At 63.8% G+C, this 18,032-nt stretch carries 25 protein-coding genes; 21 read left to right on the top strand and 4 right to left on the bottom strand.

From position 1 onward, the window contains the following. The first annotated feature begins 36 nt into the window (after positions 1–36). The 12 genes from HUW53_RS17340 (at position 37) to HUW53_RS17285 (ending at position 9,091) form a co-directional block, all read left to right on the top strand. Entirely contained in the window at positions 37–879 is an 843-nt protein-coding gene (locus HUW53_RS17340) for a DUF932 domain-containing protein (RefSeq protein WP_237347031.1), read from the top strand. Between the two features lie 296 nt (positions 880–1,175). Beyond that, on the top strand, positions 1,176–1,430 hold the full coding sequence (locus HUW53_RS17335; RefSeq protein WP_237347014.1) for a transcriptional regulator domain-containing protein: 255 nt from the start codon (positions 1,176–1,178) through the stop codon (positions 1,428–1,430). Next, positions 1,324–1,968: a DUF2285 domain-containing protein gene (locus HUW53_RS17330; RefSeq protein WP_307500714.1), complete on the top strand. Its 645-nt coding sequence runs from the start codon at positions 1,324–1,326 to the stop codon at positions 1,966–1,968. The genes HUW53_RS17335 and HUW53_RS17330 overlap by 107 nt, the downstream gene beginning before the upstream one ends. Before the next feature lie 150 nt (positions 1,969–2,118). Continuing rightward, positions 2,119–2,388, top strand: coding sequence for a helix-turn-helix transcriptional regulator (locus HUW53_RS17325; RefSeq protein WP_048646203.1), 270 nt, complete (start codon positions 2,119–2,121; stop codon positions 2,386–2,388). Beyond that, the gene (locus HUW53_RS17320) at positions 2,389–3,468 is read left to right on the top strand and encodes a replication initiator protein A (protein ID WP_237347012.1); all 1,080 of its coding nucleotides are present in this window, start codon (positions 2,389–2,391) and stop codon (positions 3,466–3,468) included. Further along, positions 3,465–4,118 (top strand): ParA family partition ATPase, encoded by a 654-nt coding sequence (gene parA / locus HUW53_RS17315; RefSeq protein ID WP_237347011.1) that lies wholly within the window; start codon positions 3,465–3,467, stop codon positions 4,116–4,118. The genes HUW53_RS17320 and parA overlap by 4 nt, the downstream gene beginning before the upstream one ends. After that, positions 4,115–4,369 carry a hypothetical protein gene (locus HUW53_RS17310; protein ID WP_237347010.1) on the top strand — a complete coding sequence of 85 codons (255 nt, stop codon included), beginning with the start codon at positions 4,115–4,117 and terminating at the stop codon, positions 4,367–4,369. The genes parA and HUW53_RS17310 overlap by 4 nt, the downstream gene beginning before the upstream one ends. Then, entirely contained in the window at positions 4,366–4,887 is a 522-nt protein-coding gene (locus HUW53_RS17305) for a DUF2840 domain-containing protein (RefSeq protein WP_237347009.1), read from the top strand. The genes HUW53_RS17310 and HUW53_RS17305 overlap by 4 nt, the downstream gene beginning before the upstream one ends. Beyond that, complete coding sequence (locus tag HUW53_RS17300; RefSeq protein WP_237347008.1) at positions 4,884–5,429, top strand: S26 family signal peptidase; 546 nt, start codon at positions 4,884–4,886, stop codon at positions 5,427–5,429. The genes HUW53_RS17305 and HUW53_RS17300 overlap by 4 nt, the downstream gene beginning before the upstream one ends. Before the next feature lie 45 nt (positions 5,430–5,474). Continuing rightward, positions 5,475–5,810, top strand: a complete 336-nt coding sequence (locus tag HUW53_RS17295; protein WP_237347007.1) for a DUF736 domain-containing protein — start codon at positions 5,475–5,477, stop codon at positions 5,808–5,810. A 4-nt stretch (positions 5,811–5,814) separates the two neighbouring features. Next, a complete protein-coding gene (locus HUW53_RS17290) occupies positions 5,815–6,744 on the top strand; it encodes a lytic transglycosylase domain-containing protein (protein ID WP_237347006.1) in 930 nt (309 codons plus the stop codon). 136 nt (positions 6,745–6,880) lie between these two features. Continuing rightward, positions 6,881–9,091, top strand: a complete 2,211-nt coding sequence (locus HUW53_RS17285; RefSeq protein ID WP_419836131.1) for a relaxase/mobilization nuclease domain-containing protein — start codon at positions 6,881–6,883, stop codon at positions 9,089–9,091. A gap of 63 nt (positions 9,092–9,154) precedes the next feature. On the opposite strand, the gene HUW53_RS17280 is transcribed toward HUW53_RS17285, so the two are convergent. Then, entirely contained in the window at positions 9,155–9,793 is a 639-nt protein-coding gene (locus HUW53_RS17280; protein WP_237347004.1) for a TetR/AcrR family transcriptional regulator, read from the bottom strand. A gap of 72 nt (positions 9,794–9,865) precedes the next feature. On the opposite strand from HUW53_RS17280, the gene HUW53_RS17275 reads away from it, so the two are divergent. The 3 genes from HUW53_RS17275 (at position 9,866) to HUW53_RS17265 (ending at position 11,913) form a co-directional block, all read left to right on the top strand. Beyond that, positions 9,866–10,618 (top strand): SDR family oxidoreductase, encoded by a 753-nt coding sequence (locus HUW53_RS17275; protein WP_237347003.1) that lies wholly within the window; start codon positions 9,866–9,868, stop codon positions 10,616–10,618. A gap of 74 nt (positions 10,619–10,692) precedes the next feature. Next, entirely contained in the window at positions 10,693–10,947 is a 255-nt protein-coding gene (locus HUW53_RS17270) for a helix-turn-helix domain-containing protein (RefSeq protein WP_237347002.1), read from the top strand. A 57-nt stretch (positions 10,948–11,004) separates the two neighbouring features. Beyond that, positions 11,005–11,913, top strand: a complete 909-nt coding sequence (locus HUW53_RS17265) for a LysR family transcriptional regulator (RefSeq protein ID WP_237347001.1) — start codon at positions 11,005–11,007, stop codon at positions 11,911–11,913. Here the strand turns inward: HUW53_RS17265 and HUW53_RS17260 are convergent. Both HUW53_RS17260 and HUW53_RS17255 read right to left on the bottom strand, forming a co-directional pair. Next, a complete protein-coding gene (locus tag HUW53_RS17260) occupies positions 11,896–12,117 on the bottom strand; it encodes a helix-turn-helix domain-containing protein (RefSeq protein WP_237347000.1) in 222 nt (73 codons plus the stop codon). The two genes, HUW53_RS17265 and HUW53_RS17260, sit on opposite strands and share 18 nt — an antisense overlap. A gap of 72 nt (positions 12,118–12,189) precedes the next feature. After that, positions 12,190–12,453 carry a helix-turn-helix domain-containing protein gene (locus tag HUW53_RS17255; RefSeq protein WP_237346999.1) on the bottom strand — a complete coding sequence of 88 codons (264 nt, stop codon included), beginning with the start codon at positions 12,451–12,453 and terminating at the stop codon, positions 12,190–12,192. A gap of 107 nt (positions 12,454–12,560) precedes the next feature. Here HUW53_RS17255 and HUW53_RS17250 point away from each other — a divergent pair, with 107 nt between their 5' ends. The 3 genes from HUW53_RS17250 (at position 12,561) to HUW53_RS17240 (ending at position 15,417) form a co-directional block, all read left to right on the top strand. Beyond that, positions 12,561–12,860, top strand: a complete 300-nt coding sequence (locus HUW53_RS17250) for a DNA -binding domain-containing protein (RefSeq protein WP_237346998.1) — start codon at positions 12,561–12,563, stop codon at positions 12,858–12,860. A gap of 116 nt (positions 12,861–12,976) precedes the next feature. After that, positions 12,977–14,968 (top strand): conjugal transfer protein TraG, encoded by a 1,992-nt coding sequence (locus tag HUW53_RS17245; protein ID WP_237346997.1) that lies wholly within the window; start codon positions 12,977–12,979, stop codon positions 14,966–14,968. An 11-nt stretch (positions 14,969–14,979) separates the two neighbouring features. After that, positions 14,980–15,417, top strand: a complete 438-nt coding sequence (locus tag HUW53_RS17240; RefSeq protein ID WP_237346996.1) for a ribbon-helix-helix domain-containing protein — start codon at positions 14,980–14,982, stop codon at positions 15,415–15,417. 105 nt (positions 15,418–15,522) lie between these two features. On the opposite strand, the gene HUW53_RS17235 is transcribed toward HUW53_RS17240, so the two are convergent. Then, positions 15,523–15,972, bottom strand: a complete 450-nt coding sequence (locus HUW53_RS17235) for a nuclear transport factor 2 family protein (protein WP_237346995.1) — start codon at positions 15,970–15,972, stop codon at positions 15,523–15,525. A 397-nt stretch (positions 15,973–16,369) separates the two neighbouring features. Here HUW53_RS17235 and trbB point away from each other — a divergent pair, with 397 nt between their 5' ends. The 3 genes from trbB to HUW53_RS17220 are packed head-to-tail and all read left to right on the top strand — an operon-like array spanning position 16,370 to position 18,023. Further along, positions 16,370–17,398, top strand: a complete 1,029-nt coding sequence (trbB, locus tag HUW53_RS17230) for a P-type conjugative transfer ATPase TrbB (protein WP_237346994.1) — start codon at positions 16,370–16,372, stop codon at positions 17,396–17,398. Continuing rightward, positions 17,395–17,742, top strand: coding sequence for a TrbC/VirB2 family type IV secretion system protein (locus HUW53_RS17225; protein ID WP_237346993.1), 348 nt, complete (start codon positions 17,395–17,397; stop codon positions 17,740–17,742). The genes trbB and HUW53_RS17225 overlap by 4 nt, the downstream gene beginning before the upstream one ends. Then, positions 17,742–18,023, top strand: coding sequence for a VirB3 family type IV secretion system protein (locus HUW53_RS17220; RefSeq protein ID WP_237346992.1), 282 nt, complete (start codon positions 17,742–17,744; stop codon positions 18,021–18,023). The genes HUW53_RS17225 and HUW53_RS17220 overlap by 1 nt, the downstream gene beginning before the upstream one ends. Positions 18,024–18,032 lie beyond the last annotated feature (9 nt).

The following is an 18,032-nucleotide window of genomic DNA, read 5'->3' as shown; positions in this document are numbered from 1 at the left end:
GCTGCGCTCCAACCCAAGCCCATGAGGATCAAAACAATGACCTATCGTCTCGCTACCCGGTTCGGCCGCAACTCTCACCAGATCAGCGGGCGTGAAGCCCTCGACAACGAAACCCTTTACCGTCACGTCCCGTCCATCTTCGCCCGCGAAGCCCATGACAGTCGCTCGGAGCGTTATGTTTACGTCCCCACTATCGAGATCGTAGAGGGGCTGCGCCGGGAAGGATGGTTCCCGTTCTTCGCCGTTCAGGCGGTCCCGCGCGATGGCGAGCGGATGGGCCATGCCAAGCACATGCTGCGCCTGCGCCGGGATGGCGGTATCGGCAAGCAGGAGGCGGCAGAAGTCATCATCGTCAATTCGCATGACGGGACGAGCGCCTATCAGATGTTTGCGGGCGTGCTGCGTTTCGTCTGCACCAACAGCATGATTGCGGGCGAGCGGTTCGAGGAAGTCCGCGTCCCCCACAAGGGTGGGATACAGGATCAGATCATCGAGGGCGTCTATACCGTGGCGGAGGATTTCCCGCGCCTAATCGACGCCACAGAAGGCATGAAGGACACGCGGCTTTCGTCCGACGAGCAGCGCGTGTTGGCCGAGGCGAGCCTTGTCGCCCGCTATGGCGAGGACGAAAGCCCGGTTCGCCCGGACCAGATCATTGCCCCGCGCCGCCGCGAGGATGTCGGGCAGAGCCTGTGGCAGACCTTCAACGTGATTCAGGAAAACCTCATCCGGGGCGGAGTCGATGGACGCCGCCAGACTTCGGACGGGCGTATCCGTCGCAGCCGAACCCGCGCCATCAACGGCATCGACCAGAATGTCGGCCTCAATCGCGCCCTGTGGACGCTGGCCGAGGGAATGCAGCGCCTCAAAACCGCCTGATCGCAAAGACGTAGAGCCGCCAATCCGGCTCTACGTCTTCCTGCTATTCCGCAACATCGGTTTTCCGATTTTGTGCCGATCCGCTTTGGCGGATCGGCGGGCTTGCTGCGCAAAATGCGGCTCGCCGGGCTGGCCCGGCTCGCCAAGTCATATCCGTTATGGTAGTAAAACATTTACCATTTTTGATGTGTTTTCAAGATCATGGTATCTTGAAACAGTATCTGCAAAATCTATACAGAGTTGTTCAGTCTTCACCTCTCTTGCGCTTGAGATTAGCGTAGATATGAGGTGACGCCATGCCGAGCTCTGACTGGCGCGCACCGGCAGCCTATGCACATGCAGATCATATTTCTGCTGCCGGTTTTGCCTGGGAATATCTTCGACGCGACGAAGATTATCGTCGTGATTTTCGCCGGATAAAGGCGATCAGGTCAGAGAACCCAAATGCTCGGATCGCGTTTTCCGAGCGCTGGGGGTTGCGATTTCGCGACCGACCCGGATCAACCCGCCGATCGCGCACGGCCGTTCTGGCTGCCGTCACTGCTGCCTGACGCTTTCGAGCTTCGCTCTTCGGTCGTCGGTGAGGCCGATCCTGCCGCCATGCCGGTCGATTTGACAGAGTTGCCCGGTCTCGATCTCCGCAGCGCCGTGGACGGTGCATCGCATGGTCTTTGGCGTTCGGGCGATCTGACACATCAGTTCTGGCTCGCAGACCCGTTGCAGCATGGTCATGGCGCGTTCTGCGTGGTGCTTCCGCTCGACATGCTGCTGGAGCTACGTATTGCAGCGCTGTTGCGCTTTTGGCGTGCGCTCCGGCACCGACCGTCCGGCGACTGGCGCCACGACCTTCCGCCACAGACGCGCGACCGCCATATCCTCACATTGCGAGCGCTGGACGCAAAGCTCGACGGCGCAAGCTATCGCCAGACCGCCGAAGCGCTTCTCGGCTTCCACGGACGCAAGGCCGATTGGGAAACCGACCCGCGCAAAAACCAGATTCGGCGTCTGGTCGCGGATGGTCTCCATTACATGCGCGGCGGCTATCGCGACCTGCTGCACTATCCGGTTCGCCTGCCTCCGCAACGCTGATCCTCGCTCCGCCCGGATCGGATCGACCGGGGTGCCGGAATCACGCCCCCCTGATTCCGGCACGCTGCAAGCCGCCGGTTCTCCGCCACGGTTCGCCATAGCCCGCTGCCGCCCTCGGTAGCCCGCTCGAACCCGACCGGAGATCCGATCATGATAGACCCGAAGACGGGGCTGCCGCCCCGATACCTGCGCGCGCCCGATGCGGCCCGCTTCCTCGGCATTTCCATCCGCACGCTGGAAAAGCACCGCACCTATGGCACCGGCCCGACCTACCGCAAGATCGGCGGACGGATCGTCTATTCCGTTGATGACCTTCAGGCGTGGACCGAGGACGGCATCCGCAAATCCGCGTCGGAGAAGACAGCCACGCGCGTTTTCCCGGCCCGCCCGCTGACGCCTGCCGAAAAGGCGTCCCGCTGAATGCCGGGCGCCGACCATCACGCCCAACGGCGCCTGGGAGAGCGCAGCGAACGCGAACGGCTCGATCCCTTCGTGGTCGCTACCGGCGATGCCAGCCCCCGCGATCAGCGCGACCTCATGGAAAGGCCGTTCTTCTCGCTCGCCAAGGCCAAGCGCATCGCCCCGATCCTCTATGAATCCGGCGGGCAGCGCGTCGAAGTCTTCGGGATGCCCGAACACGGCATGGCGACGATCTGGGACGCCGACGTGCTCATCTGGGCCGCCAGCCAGATCGTTGAGGCCGAGAACCACGGCCTGCGTACATCGCGCTTCCTACGCTTCACGCCCTATCAGCTCTTGCAGGCGGTCGGCCGGGCCACCGGCGCGCGCGAATATCGCCTGCTGAAGGGCGCGCTCGCCCGCCTGCAATCGACCGTGATCCGCACCACCATCCGCCACGGCGAGCATTGGCGGCGGCATCAGTTTTCCTGGATCAACGAATGGGAGGAACTGACCACCCGTGACGGCCGCGTCGAGGGCATGGAGTTCGTCCTGCCCGACTGGTTCTATCGCGGCGTCATCGACCGTTCACTGGTCCTGACCATCGACCCGCTCTATTTCCGGCTGACCGGCGGCATCGAACGCTGGCTCTACCGTGTCGCCCGCAAGCACGCCGGCCACCAGCAACATGGCTGGTTGTTCGAGATTGCCCACCTTCACGAGAAGTCGGGCAGCCTCGCGCGCATCTCCGATTTCGCGCTCGACCTGCGCCGCATTGCCGCCCGCCAGCCGCTGCCTGGCTATCGCCTCGACATCTGGCGCGAAGGGCGGCGGGAGATGATGCAAATCCGCCCCTCCGGTCTGTCCACAGTGCCTGTGGATAACCGTGTGGAAGTGCTCGTGACTTCGGGCGCAAACGGTATCGGGACTTCGGGCGCAGGCCTATCGGGATTTCGGGCGCACGAACCGCAGTTAAGTCTCTGGCCTGAAACGCTGAATCCGACTGCTAACTTAGAGTCTAACAAAGAATCTAACTCTTCTTCTTTGACGCGCACGCACGCGAGGCATGGTGCCGGTGCCACCCGGAGGGGTGCGCCATGATCGTCGCGCTCCTCAATCAGAAGGGCGGCGTCGGCAAGACGACTCTGGCGCTGAACCTAGCCGGAGAATGGGCGCGGCAGGGCAAGCGCGTCACGCTGATCGACGCGGACCCGCAGGGATCGTCACTGGACTGGTCGCAGCAGCGTGCCCGCGAGGGTCTGGCCCGCACGTTCGGCGTCGTCGGCCTGGCCCGCGACACGTTGCATCGGGAAGCGCCGGAGCTGGCCCGCGACGCCGATCATATTGTGATCGACGGGCCGCCGCGTGTCGCGGCCCTGATGCGCTCGGCGCTGCTTGGGGCCGACCTGGTGCTGATCCCCGTGCAGCCATCGCCGTTCGACGGCTGGGCCTCGGCGGAAATGCTGGCGCTCATCACCGAGGCGCGCATCTACCGGCCCGAACTGGTCGCCCGCTTCGTGCTCAACCGATGCGGTGCGCGCACCGTGCTCGCCCGTGAGACGGCCGAGACACTGGCCGATTACGATCCGCCGGTGCTGACCGCGACAATCGGCCAGCGTGTCGCCTTCGCAGTTGCTGCGCAGTCAGGACGGCTGGTGTCCGAGTTGGACAATGAGACGCCAGCCGCGCGCGAGATCGCGGCGCTGGCAGCGTCGATCGACGCCCTCGGCATCGGGAGGGCGATACGATGAGCGAGCGTCCGACCCGTCGCGGCTTCGCCGCCCGTCCTGCCGATCCCGAACACTGGATCAAGGCGGCTGATGTTCGGGCGCGTGACGCCGATGCGGCCAGTTTCACGGCGCGGCTCACCATCGACGTGACGCCCGAGCTGCGCGGCCGGATCAAGATCGCCGCGTTCCGGCGCGGCATCACCGTCGCCGACATGCTGCGCGATCTGCTCGCGCGCGAATTTCCACCAACCACCGAAGGAGACCCATCATGACCAGCGCCGCGGTGCCCCGCGCGCGGGGCGGCCTTATGCCGTCCGCGTTGCTATCCGACAGCCTTACCTATGTCGAGCTGACGCATATCGAGAAGCGGATCGAGAACTGGATCAGGTTCGGCCAAGAGGTCCGCGAACAGGTGCTGGACCGCCGCCGCCGTGTTTTCTCCTATCGCGCCGGCAGCATCTTCGCCTTCGTCCGCTGGGCGGCCAACGACTTCGGCACCGTCATCTCGCGCATCGACATCGTGCGCGCCGTCGAACCGGGCGAAGCCTATCAGACGCTGCCTTTCGTGCGCCCCGGCGGTGAAATCCTGCTCAAGATCGAAGGCTGGCCGAAGGTCGAACAGGTGATCCGCCATATCGACGCGGTGGAGGCTGCCGGCATCGACGCTTGCGAGGTCGCGCCGGACCATTGGCGGCATGTCGGCAACCGGATCGGTGCCGGCCATGCGCCGCGCCCCTACACGGAGGATCGCCATCAGGCGTGGCTCAAGCGGCGGGAGATCGAGCAATGACCCGCTTCGGCTACGTCATGGTGACGTATTTCGCGACGATGGGCGTCGCCATCGCCGCGTTCATTCCGACGCCGTTGCGCCTCGTCTGGAACGCCTCAGCCAGCGTGCCGATCGGTCTCTACGACCTCGATCCGCCACGCGGCCTGGCTGTCGGCGATCTGGTCGCCGTCATGCCGGACAAGCCGCTCGCCGATTTCATGGTGGAGCGCGGCTATATCGGTCGCAACGTGCCGCTGATGAAGCGCGTCATGGGGCTGCCCGGTCAGCGGGTTTGCCGCACCGGCAACGCCGTGACCGTCGATGCCGTGCCGCTCGGCGAGGCGCTCGACCACGACCGGAACGGCCGCGAGCTGCCCGTCTGGCAGGGCTGCCGTCGCATTGCGGACGGCGACATCTTCCTCATGAATCCCGATGTGCGCGACAGCCTGGACGGTCGCTATTTCGGGCCGATCCCGGCGCGTACCGTCATCGGCAAAGCGACGCCGCTCTACACCGATGAAGGCGGCGACGGCCGCTTCGTCTGGCGCGCTGCGACACGCTGACCGCCGCTCCCTTTCTCTCCCCAACCCAATCGCAAGGAGGTTTCCATGCCGCAGATCGGCACATTCACGCGCGAGCAATCCGGTTTCACCGGCCGCATCCATACCTTCACCATTTATCGCGAAATCACCGTCGTTCCGGCGGAGCCGTCAGACGCCGAGAACGCGCCCGACTACCGCATCCATCACGGCAATGACGAAGGCCCCGAGATCGGAGCGGGCTGGAAACGCACCGGCGAGCGGGCGGGCGAATACATCGCGTTGTTGATCGACGACCCGGCTCTGCCACAGCCGATCCGCGCCAACCTGTTCCGCGACGACGACGCCGGTAGCGCATGGTCGCTGCACTGGAGCCGCCCGCAAAAGCGCGATGGGAGGGACTGACATCATGCGAGCCGTCAGCCCGCGCGCCTGCGCGACCCTCTTCAGATCGGTCATCCCTTTGTTCGCGGGAAAGCCGTCTCATCCCTCCGTCCCGCTCGAACGCAGGTCGGTCGGCGCGCGCAGCGCAGGTCAAGGGCGGCCATTGGCCGGCGCTTTGCGCGGACCCTTGACCGCAGCGAGCACGCTGGCAGGCTGGCGTCGTAGCGGAGAAGGTGCGCCTGTCCGATGCGCGCTCCTGCTGCTGACGGGATTGCTCGCTTGCGCCATACCCGTTGCCGCCGTGGCTCAGCCCCAATTGGCGGAGCGAGCGGCACCCTCCGATCCCTATGCCGCCCATATCGCAGAAGCCTCGCAGCGCTTCGGCGTCCCGGTGGCATGGATCAGGGCGGTGCTGCGCGCCGAAAGCGCGGGCGATCCACGCGCCATCTCTTCGGCCGGCGCGATGGGGCTGATGCAGATCATGCCCGCCACATGGGCGGAACTGCGCGTCAGGCATCGGCTCGGCGGCGACGTTTACGATCCGCGCGACAACATTATTGCTGGCACGGCCTATCTGCGCGAGCTGCATGATCGCTACGGCAGTGTTACCGCCATGCTCGCCGCCTACAATGCCGGTCCCGGCCGCTATGAGGCGTCGCTTTCCGGTCGGCCATTGCCCGCTGAGACCCGCGCCTATGTCGCCGCTATCGCGCCGATCATCGACGGCGGTGCGATCGTTACGCCTGTCGCGGTCGCGGCGGGCGATCCGCAGGCGTGGACGCGCGCGCCCCTGTTCATCGCGCAGCCGGATCGCCATCCCGCTGCCGATCCCGTGCAGGTCGAGCGCACCTCGAACGACATGCCCGCGACCGTCACCGTGCGCGATGTTTCCGCCATCGTGTCGCAGTCCGGTGGTCCCTTCGTCGCGCGGGCGAACACCGGGCCGCAGCCATGAGCAACGGGGTCAGGGGCATCGTGCGGCAGGTCTCAGTGTGCAGAGGATGGGGCTGCTGGCGACAGTCTCATCCCTGGGCAGGAGGGGCAGAACAGGAAGGCAGGCGGGAGGGCAAGATTAAAGCGGACGGCACCCCATGGGTCCGATCCGGGGGCCAAGCCCTTGTCTGCACACTGTTTGGGGCGGCACCGTCGCCGGGCCTTCATGGTGCCGCGAGGCGCGGCAAAGCCAGTATTTCCGGCGTTTCTCGCGGCACTCTTCCCCGAAATCGGCGGTTTCGGGCGGCTCAGCCATGAGCACTGACGACGACAACCGCTTCCGGCCAAGGCCCGGCCGGGTGCGCTCTGACGCGCCGAAGGCCGGTCGTCAGGCCAAGAGCTTCCTCAGCAAGGTTCGCAAGATCACCCGCCAGCAGCAGGCCGCTTCAGGTCGAAGCCGGTCGGCGAAGGGCGGCGGCGCCAATCGTGCCGCGAAAGACAAGAACACTATCTCCTCTGGGCGGGGCGTGCAGCGCGGGCGCGGCGCGGCCTTCGTCCGCGCTCGCAATCTGTCGAACGGCTGGAGCCATCGCCAGCCCGGTAGCCGCCGCGTTATCGTCAAATCACGGTCTGTTCGCGCCGCCGGCCGCAGCGGCAAGGCTGCCGCGCATCTTCGCTATATCCAGCGCGACGGCACGTCCCGCGACGGCGAACGTGGGCAGCTCTATTCGGCGGCGGATGACCGCGCCGATGGCGATGCCTTCCTCGATCGGGGCAAGGACGATCGCCACCAGTTCCGCTTCATCGTCTCGCCCGAGGACTCCGCCGATCTCGCCAACCTTACCGGCTACACCCGCGAGCTGATGTTGCAGGTCGAGATCGACCTCAGCACCAAGCTCGATTGGGTCGCCGTCAATCACCACAACACCGGCCATCCGCACGTCCATGTCATCGTCAATGGCCGCGACGCCCTGGGCGAGGATCTCGTCATCAACGGCGACTATCTCGCGGGCGGCATCCGCGAGCGGGCGAGCGAACTGGCAACGCTGGAGCTTGGCCCCGTCACCGAGATCGAACAGCGCCGCAAGCTTATGGCGGAGATCGGCCAGGACCGGCTCACCCGTATCGACCGGGCGATGATTGCGGAGGCCGATGGCCGTTTGATCGACCTGCGCCATGAACCAGACGATCTGCGCGGCCAGTCCGACCGGACCATGCGGCTGCGCCGTCTCGGCAAGCTCCGCGACATGGGTCTCGCGACGGAACACGCGCCGGGTGTATGGGAGTTGAGCGAACGGCTGGAGCCGACCCTGCGCGAGATGGGCGAGCGTGGCGACATCGTTCGCACCATGCAGAAGGCGCTCCGGGCCGAGGGCGCAGAACGCGATCCGATGAGCTTCGAGATTCACGACGGCGCGCCAGCGGTGCCGATCGCCGGCCGCGTCATCGACAAACATCTTTCCGACGAGTTGGGCGACAACCTGACGCTGGTTGTCGATGGGATCGACGGGCGCACGCATCATGTTTCCGGCATCGACTCGGCCAAAGTTGAGGATGCCCGCATCGGGAGCGTCATCGAGATCGGGCCGCCCAACAGTGCAGGCCGTCCGTCCGATCGCGCTATTGCCGGCATGGCCGAGGACGGCATCTATCGGCCGAGCCGGCATCTGGAGAAGGCCCGGTTCGACGGCCGTGTGCCGGGTGGGGACTATGAGGGTTTCGTCGATGCCCATGTCCGTCGCCTGGAGGCGTTGCGGCGGGCCGGGATCGTGGAGCGGATCGACGCCGATCATTGGCGCGTCCCGGAGGATCTTGAGGCTCGCGCCGCTGCCCATGACGCGGGCCGGAATGCCCGTGCCAACATCCGCGTCCTATCGACCTTCGACCTCGAGCGCCAGATCGGATCGGATGGCGCGACCTGGCTCGACCGGCGGCTGGTTGGCGCAAGCGCGTCTGATCTGTCGCCGGCTGGTTTCGGCAATGACGTGCGCGAGGCGATGGAGCGCCGACGTGAGACTCTGATCGACCGAGGCGATGCCATCCATCAGACGGACGGTCGCATCGCTTATCGGCGCAATTTGATCGCCACGCTTCAGGAGCGCGAGGCGGCCCGCATCGGCGCGGCGCTGGCGCAGGAAAGAGCAAAGCCTTTCCGGGCCGCCGCCGATGGCGAGACTGTTGCGGGGACCTTCACGGGAACCGTGCAGCTATCGAGCGGCAAGTTTGCCATCGTCGAAAAGTCCCACGAGTTCACGCTTGTTCCGTGGCGGCCCGTTATCGACCGTCAGCTTGGACGTGAGGTGTCGGGCGTCGTCCAGGGCGGGTCGGTATCGTGGCAGCTTGGGCGACCAAGAGGAATTTCAATATGAACACGGGCTGACAACACCCAGGAAGAAGAACGCTCGCGCCGTATTCGCGATCAAAAATAATTGCTATCGCGAGTCGGTGACGAGGGAGCCGAGATAACCCATCACAAGATGCCGCATATGATAGCGCAATTCGAGCAGGTCCGTCGAATTGGTTGCTTTGCTCAGAACGATCTGCACCGCACCGGCCATCGCCGCATGAATGACGGCAGCGACCTGATCTGGCACGTCGATCACCATGTCGGGCGCTGTCGTCAGCATGTCCCGGATGGCTTTGACGGAACGCTCGGACATTCGCTCGATCAGCTCGAGCCCCTTCAAGTCATAAGCGACCGCGTATAGGGCCTTCGTCACGTCCAGCCGCTCCGATTTGGCATCAATGAACCCATCGGTCAGCGCCTGAGCCATCGCGTGAAGCGGCTGCCCGCGCTGTTCAGCGCAGATGACGACAACCGTGTCGATGACCTTGCCGAGGTGGTGTTCGAGTATTGCCGCCATCAAGCCGTCGATGTTGGCAAAATACTGATAAAGCGTGCCGACCGACACGCCGGCGCGTTCGGCCACTCTGGTCGTCGTCAGATGCCGTGGACCGGCCTCCACCAAAACCTGAATGGCTCCCTCGTAAATAGCGTCCACAGTCGCTTCGGAGCGCGACTGAACTGGTATTTTCCGGGGCCTTGCGGGGGCTTCACGTTGCAGGGACATATGCGAATTCAAAATCTGAAGGTTTCCTCATATTTTGAATGGATAGTCGATTTCGCAACAGAAGGAAAGACCATGGCCACTTCTCCCGAAACATCCACGTCACACCGCCGAGTCGCGCTCGTCACAGGCGCCAACAAGGGCATCGGCTTTGAGATTTCCCGGCAACTGGCCAAAGCAGGAGTTCAGGTCGTCCTGGGTGCCCGCGATCCAGAGAAGGGCGAGGCTGCCGCCCAGACCCTGCGCGGGGAAGGTCTCGATGTGGACAGCGTTCGCATCGACCTCGGCAATACCGTCGACCTCGCTGAAACAGCAGCCGATTTCGAGAAGAAATTCGGCGGACTCGACATTCTCGTCAACAATGCAGGGATTGCCCGCCAGGAGGACGGCCCACCGGAGATCGCGAGCGTCGAGGCCGTGCGCGCGACGTTCGAGACCAATGTCTTTGGCACGCTCGCGGTCACGCAAGCCTTCCTGCCGCTCCTGAAGAAGTCGTCGTCCGGCCGCATCGTCAACGTCTCCAGTGAATTGGGCTCCCTGACGAACAACGGCGATCCCGCATGGCCCTTCGCGGCCCACAAGCTGATCGGCTACAATGCTTCCAAGGCGGCGCTGAACATGCTGACGGTGCAGTTGGCCGCACAACTCAAGCCATCAGGCATTCTGGTCAATTCCGCCGATCCGGGATTCACCGCGACGGACCTGAATGGGCATCAGGGGTTTCAGGCCGTCGAGCAGGGTGCTGCCGCACCCGTCAAACTAGCGCTTCTTGAAGATACCGGCCCCACCGGCGGCTATTTCAGCGCCGATAGGGCTCTGCCTTGGTGAGCCATTGGTTGCAGGACATGCGCCGACTTTCCTCTCATCGGGTCAGAGAAACTGACCCTCCATGGGGGAATGGGATGCGCTCACCTCTCGGTTCGCGCATCCCTTTGGCATCCTTGATCCAGGCATTGGCTGTGGCGGAGCACTTAAACTTCCGCCACGCGGCCAATGTGCTCGGTGTCAGCCGGTCCAGCGTCAGCACCCGCATCACGATGCTGGAGCAGGACTTAGAAATTCTTCTCTGTGAGCGGCCTCCGCGCGGCGTCCGTCTCACCGAAGCCGGCCGACACTTCATCGAGGAGATCGCTGCCGGTATCCGAGAGCTTGGGTAGCGCATGAGAAGACGGAACAGCAAGGGAGAGACGATATCGTCAGCGACGTCGCTGCTGATGACCGGCCGCATTCCAATGGTGTCGTTGATCCAGACCCTGGCTGTCGCCGAACATCTGAATTTCCGTCACGCGGCGAACGTCCTTGGCGTCACGCAGTCAAGCATCAGCGCGCGCGTTAAGGCTCTTGAAGAGACGCTCGGCGTCCAGCTTTTCGAACGGCGGCATCGCGGCGTCCGGCTCACCGAGGCCGGACGCCAGTTTGTCGCCGGAGTTTCTGCCGGCATAGGGCATCTCGATCATGTCGTCCGAACAGTCGGTGCTCTCGCGGCTGGCACTGAGGGACGGCTTCACATCGGCCTCCACACATCGATCGCCGCTGGTTTCCTCGCCGAATTGCGTCAGCGCTATCGCAACGCCTATCCCGGCATCGAGCAAATCATCGCTGAGGGGCGGTCATCGGAAACGATTGGCCTTGTGCGGGATGGCAAGCTCGACGTGGCTTTCGTCGTCAACACGCCGCCGCCGCCAGATTGCCATTCCCGCGAACTGTGGCGGGAGCCCATCGTCGCGGCCTTGCCAATCACCCATCCGCTGGCCTTGTCTCCTTCGGTCCTGTGGCGCGACCTCGTGCGGGAAACATTCCTTGTCCGCACGGGAGCCTCCGGCCCGCAAGTGTTCGACCATGTGGTGCGCCGCGTCGCGGAGCGCGGAGCTTCTCCGCAGGTCCATCGTCGCGATGTTGGCCGGGATACGCTCATGCACATGGTCGCTACGGGCGACGGGATCACCCTGACGACCGAGGCCGCGAGCCATGTCACGTTCCCCGGCGTGGTGTTTCGCCCGATCGGCGATGAGCCCGAAGCGGCCCGATTCAGCGCTGTCTGGTCGCCGCACAACGGCAGCCCCGCGCTCAAGAACCTTCTCGACCTCGCGATCCAGATGAAATCGTCAGCCCGAGCCGCTTGAGGATTTCAATAGCTCGCCCGGTTCGATCCCGAGCGCATCGGCAATCTGCCCCAACACTGTGACGCTCGCTGACACGTCCGCGCGCTCGATCGCGCCGATATAGCGCGCGCTCAAGCTGGCGTTGTCGGCCAGTTCCTCTTGCGTCATTTCCCGATCATGGCGAATCCGACGCAGGTTAACCGCCATGACCTCCTTGAGATCCATGACGGCAGAGGAACCAGCATCGGAATGATCGTTCCAGGAACGATCATTCCGATTCGTGTGGCGTTGTGGTATTCAATTGCCCGGCTGTCGCGGTCGCATCACGACAGGTTCTATCCTGGCAAGGAGATCGGCGGTGGAGACGCCAAGGGCCGCTGTAATGTCGACAAACTCAACGACATCAATCCGTCGCTCGCCGTTCTCATACTTGGCGACGAACGATTGCGGCTTGTTCAGCGCTTCCGCCAACTCGGCCTGTGTAAGTCCCTTGGCCTTGCGCGCTTCGACGAGAAGAGTTTGCAGCAGTATTTGTCGGGGCGTGCGCAAGGATTTCTGCATTCGGGACGGCTCTCCGTTGAAAAAGGGGAGCCTTTCCGCTAATCCTGATTCAGGATTATCCCATTTCGGGATTCTATATGGCGCTACATCCGAGGGAGGGCCGTGCGATGCGAGTGCGCCCCGAGCTTGATCCCGATGTCGATGACCTGGCTCCGGCTGCGCCAGAGATCACGATCTATGACGAGGCACATTTCGTCACGTACATGCGTCTGCTTGATGCAGAGACCGACGGGGCCGACTGGACGGAGGTGGCGCGGATCGTGCTGCACCGCGATCCGGTCACGGACGCCGAACGCACACGCAGATGCTGGGAAAGCCATCTTGCCCGCGCGCGCTGGATGACGAAGGTCGGCTATCGCAAGATATTGGAACAGGCGGCGGCTGAAGCTCGCCCGGTTCGGCACTGACCATCCTTTTTCTTCGCCATGGTATCCGAAACCCCGACGCATCGGATTTTCTGTTGCTTCTGGCCGGAAGGGCTATTCTCTGATCGGCTCCGTCTTTTTTGCCAATCGGAGCCTGTATGCGCGGAGGCCAGATTCTTTGGGGGCAGATCGCCCTTGTTTCCATCATCGTTTTATTGACGACATGGGCGGCGACGCAGTGGACAGCGTGGCAACTCGGCTTTCAGGCGCAGCTCGGCGAGCCATGGTTCATGGTGGCGGGCTGGCCGATCTACTATCCGCCCGCCTTCTTCTGGTGGTGGTATTTCTACGATGCCTATGCGCCAAAGGTCTTCGTGGAAGGGGCGATCATCGCGGCTTCGGGCGGCTTCATCGCCATCGCCGTCGCGATCGGCCTGTCCGTCGTTCGGGCGCGGCAGGCGAAGAACGTCGCCACCTATGGATCGGCGCGTTGGGCCGAACCGGAGGAAATCAAGGTCGCCGGTCTGCTCGGTCCCGATGGCGTCCTGCTCGGCCGGCTTGAGCGCGACTATCTCCGTCATGACGGTCCCGAGCATGTGCTGTGCTTCGCCCCGACCAGATCGGGCAAGGGCGTCGGCCTCGTCGTGCCGACGCTGCTGACCTGGCCGGGCAGCACGATCATTCATGACATCAAGGGTGAGAATTGGGGCCTAACCGCCGGCTTCCGGTCGCGGCACGGTCGCGTGCTGCTGTTTGATCCGACCGATCCCACGTCATCGGCCTATAATCCACTGCTGGAGGTGCGGCGCGGCGACAAGGAAGTCCGCGACGTGCAGAACATCGCAGACATCCTCGTCGATCCCGAAGGCGCGCTCGACAAGCGCAACCATTGGGAAAAGACCAGCCATTCGCTGCTGGTCGGCGCGATCCTGCACGTTCTCTATGCGGAAGCCGACAAGACGCTCGCCGGCGTCGCCAATTTTCTCTCCGATCCGAAACGCCCCGTCGAGGCGACGTTGCGCGCCATGATGAACACACCGCATCTGGGCGAGGCTGGCGTTCATCCCGTCATCGCGTCATCGGCCCGCGAGCTTCTGAACAAGAGCGACAACGAGCGGTCGGGCGTTCTCTCCACCGCCATGTCGTTCCTCGGTCTCTATCGCGATCCCGTGGTGGCGAAGGTGACGTCGCGGTGCGACTGGCGCATCGCCGATCTGGTGGCGGGCGAGAAGCCCGTCAGCCTCTACCTTGTCGTGCCTCCCTCCGACATCAACCGCACCAAACCGCTGATCCGCCTGCTGCTCAATCAGGTCGGGCGGCGGTTGACCGAAGACCTGAAGACGTCGGCCAACCGTCACCGACTCCTGCTGATGCTGGACGAGTTTCCAGCGCTCGGCCGGCTCGACTTCTTCGAGTCGGCTTTGGCCTTCATGGCGGGCTACGGCATCAAATCCTTCCTGATCGCGCAGAGCCTCAACCAGATCGAGAAAGCCTATGGCGCGAACAATAGCGTGCTCGACAATTGCCATGTGCGCGTCGCCTTCGCAACCAATGACGAGCGCACCGCCAAGCGGGTATCGGATGCGCTCGGCACAGCGACCGAGATGCGCGATTCCACCAACTATGCCGGGCACCGGCTGTCACCCTGGCTCGGCCACCTCATGGTGTCGCGGCAGGAGACGGCACGGCCGCTGCTCACCCCCGGCGAGGTGATGCAGCTCCCACCCGCCGACGAATTGCTGCTGGTCGCGGGCGTGCCACCCATCCGAGCCAAGAAGGCGCGCTATTACGAGGACGCGCGCTTTCGCGAGCGCCTGCTGCCCCCGCCCAAACCGCAAACCGGAAAAGGCCCGGCAAAGCCACCAGCCGATGATTGGTCGGCGCTGGCGATTCCGGCCGCGTCAGCGGGGGCGCCGCAGAGGAATGCCGATGGCAGCGGCACCGATCCGGCCAATGCCGGTATCCGCCGCGAGCCGGAATTGCCCGAGCACGAGGAGATCGCGCTGCCGGATCACCCGCCAATCGGGGAGTTCGACATGCTCGACGATGAACCGGACGTGGATGCCGCCAAGGCGCGAAGCCTCCGCCAGCAGGTCACATCGGTCGCCCGGCAGGCGTCGATGGACCCTGCCGATGGCATTGAATTGTAAGGAGCCGCAGCATGCAGACCAAAACTCGCATGAACGTCTATTTCGAGCCCGATCTTCTGAAAAAGGTCGAGGCGCTGGCGCTCCGACGCAATGTTTCCAAGTCCGCCGTGATCGAGGCGGCCGTGGCGTCCTTCCTGTCGGCCGATGCCTCCGAGCGCCTGGAGGCGGTGTTCGCCCGCCGCATGGACAAGCTCGGCCGACAGGTCGATGGGCTGGACGAGGATCTCGCAATCCTCGGCGAAACGCTGTCGTTGTTTATCCGATTCTGGCTGACCGTCACGCCGCCGTTGTCCGAGACCGCGCAGGCGTCGTCGCGGGCGAAGGGTGCGGAGCGGTTTGAGGGCTTTATGCAATCTCTTGGGCGGCGGCTGGCAACGGGCGACAGGTTCCTGAAAGAACTTTCGCGCGACGCAGATGCAGCGCACAGATCTGTGACGGAGCCAGACTAAGTTGTTGGATTTTCAAATGGATAGAGTAGAATGCCGACGGCAGAACTGCTGCCGTCGGTGCAGTGATGTCGGTAGAGCGTGTTGCCCTGCCGAAAGACGTCAAGCCTAGCCCGCCTGAGCGGCATCTTCCGCCTCTGAATTCGTGATTCCGAGATTGGCGTAAGTAACAGGATTGGCGTATTCGAGAACACGCTTTACCTTTCCGTCTACCAGTTCGACCTTGAAGACATAGACGTTTTTGTAGTCCAGATTTTCAGCAGTCGAAAGAATATCGCCGTTCGTCTGGAGGAAGACGGCGGTGCCGTCGTTGGCGACCGTCCATTCCTTATCCAGAAATTCAACTCGGTCGAATTTCGCAGCGACTGACGCGATATAGGCGAGTACATGATCCTTACCTTCAAACGCATACCACGGGTTGGGTGTGCCCGCGAGATCGAGTTTGATGATGATACTTGCGTCATCGGTAAGCGTATTTCCGACGGCCTCGGGGTTGCGTGCTTCAAAGCCAGCAAAAAACTCCTGCGCAATCGCTAGTGCTACCTGATGTTGGGTCATTGGTATTCCTTGATTTTCAGTTACTTAGAATGTGGGTTGGTATCGCGACAGGCGACCTTGGCAACCTACACAAACCCAATATATGAAGGATCATTCAGTTTTTGAATTCGCATTTGCCGGTGTGCGCGCAGAGCCAACCAAGGCCACGAAAATTGCTGAGATAATCGCGATCGCGGCGTACCGTTGACGTGATTCTCCAAGCCACCATTCAGATAATCACGGCCTGAAATCTGCTGCGACGTCTTACGGTGTGTATATTCAATCCCGCCGATTGCCGCCGTTTCTTCGCTATGGCCGCCGGGTGTTAGATACTTGTTGAAACAGCCTAATTTCCGGCTCTTTTAATCATCCCCGTCCGGGGACCGTCTGATGTCTCCCCGGCGGACACGGGGATCAGATGGCCGCTTCACATCACCATTCGGAAGGCTTGGCGCGGGGCGCACGGATGCTGCGCACCGCGCTCGGCCCGGCCATCGCACGGTTTCTCGAAGACGCCGCGGTGGTCGAGGTGATGCTGAACCCGGATGGCCGCATCTGGATCGACCGGCTCTCCGAAGGATTGTTCGATACCGGCGAGCGACTGTCGCCCGCCGATGGCGAACGCATCGTGCGCCTGGTCGCCCATCATGTCGGCGCCGAGGTTCATGCAGGCAGCCCGCGCGTCTCGGCCGAACTGCCGGAGACAGGGGAGAGGTTCGAGGGCCTGCTGCCGCCCGTGGTCGCGGCCCCGGCCTTCGCCATCCGCAAACCCGCCGTCGCCGTGTTCACGCTCGACGACTACGTGCGCGCCGGGATCATGACGGATAGTCAGGCCGAGGCGTTGCGCGAGGGCGTTGTGTCCCGCGCCAACATCCTCGTGGCGGGCGGCACCTCCACCGGCAAGACCACACTGACCAACGCGCTCCTGGCCGAGGTGGCGAAAACCTCCGATCGCGTCGTCATCATCGAGGACACGCGCGAACTGCAATGCGCAGCACCCAACCTCGTCGCCATGCGGACGAAGGATGGCGTGGCGTCCCTGTCGGATCTCGTCCGTTCATCGCTCCGCCTGCGCCCCGACCGCATCCCGGTCGGAGAGGTTCGCGGCCCGGAGGCGCTGGACCTCTTGAAGGCATGGGGCACGGGCCATCCCGGCGGCGTCGGCACCATCCACGCCGGCAGCGCCATAGGCGCGCTGCGCCGGATGGAACAGCTCATTCAGGAAGCCGTCGTCACCGTTCCGCGCGCGCTGATTGCCGAAACGATCGACCTCGTTGCCGTCCTCACCGGACGCGGCTCCGCGCGCCGGCTCACCGAACTCGCCCGTGTCGAGGGCCTTGGCCCGGACGGCGACTACCGCGTCGTGCCCGCCGTCATCGAGGGCGACGGCGGTGCGACCTCTCTCAGCCATGCCCTCAATCCCAGCTCCGAAGGAGACCATCCATGATCCAACATCTGCGCGCCGTGCGTCCGTCCCAAATGCACCATCACCTCGCCACGACAGCATCCGTCGCCATGGTGAGCCTGTTGATGGCCGCGCCCGCCCATGCCTCCGGCTCGTCCATGCCGTGGGAAGCGCCGCTGCAATCCATCCTCCAGTCGATCGAAGGCCCGGTCGCCAAGATCATCGCCGTGATCGTCATCATCACCACGGGTCTCGCACTGGCCTTCGGCGATACGTCGGGCGGCTTCCGCCGTCTGATCCAGATCGTCTTCGGCCTGTCGATCGCCTTCGCCGCGTCGAGCTTCTTCCTGTCCTTCTTCTCGTTCGGCGGCGGAGCGCTGGTCTGATGGCGGGCGTCATCGAACAGGGGGGCGAGGTTCCTGGCTTCACCGTGCCGGTCCACCGGGCACTGACCGAGCCGATCCTGCTCGGCGGCGCTCCGCGCGCCATCGCCATCATGAACGGCACGCTGGCAGGCGCGGTTGGCCTCGGCCTGCGCCTCTGGCTGGTCGGTCTCGCCATCTGGGCGATCGGTCATTTCGCGGCGGTATGGGCGGCGAAGCGCGATCCGCTCTTCGTCGAAGTCGGCCGCCGCCATCTGCGCATCCCCGCGCATCTCACGGTTTGAGGGGGGGCG

It is taken from the genome of Xanthobacter agilis, assembly GCF_021730435.1.
Taxonomy (GTDB): Bacteria; Pseudomonadota; Alphaproteobacteria; order Rhizobiales; family Xanthobacteraceae; genus Xanthobacter; species Xanthobacter agilis.
The sequence above is the reverse complement of the archived record's forward strand: the minus strand, read 5'-3'. Positions and strand labels throughout refer to the sequence as shown.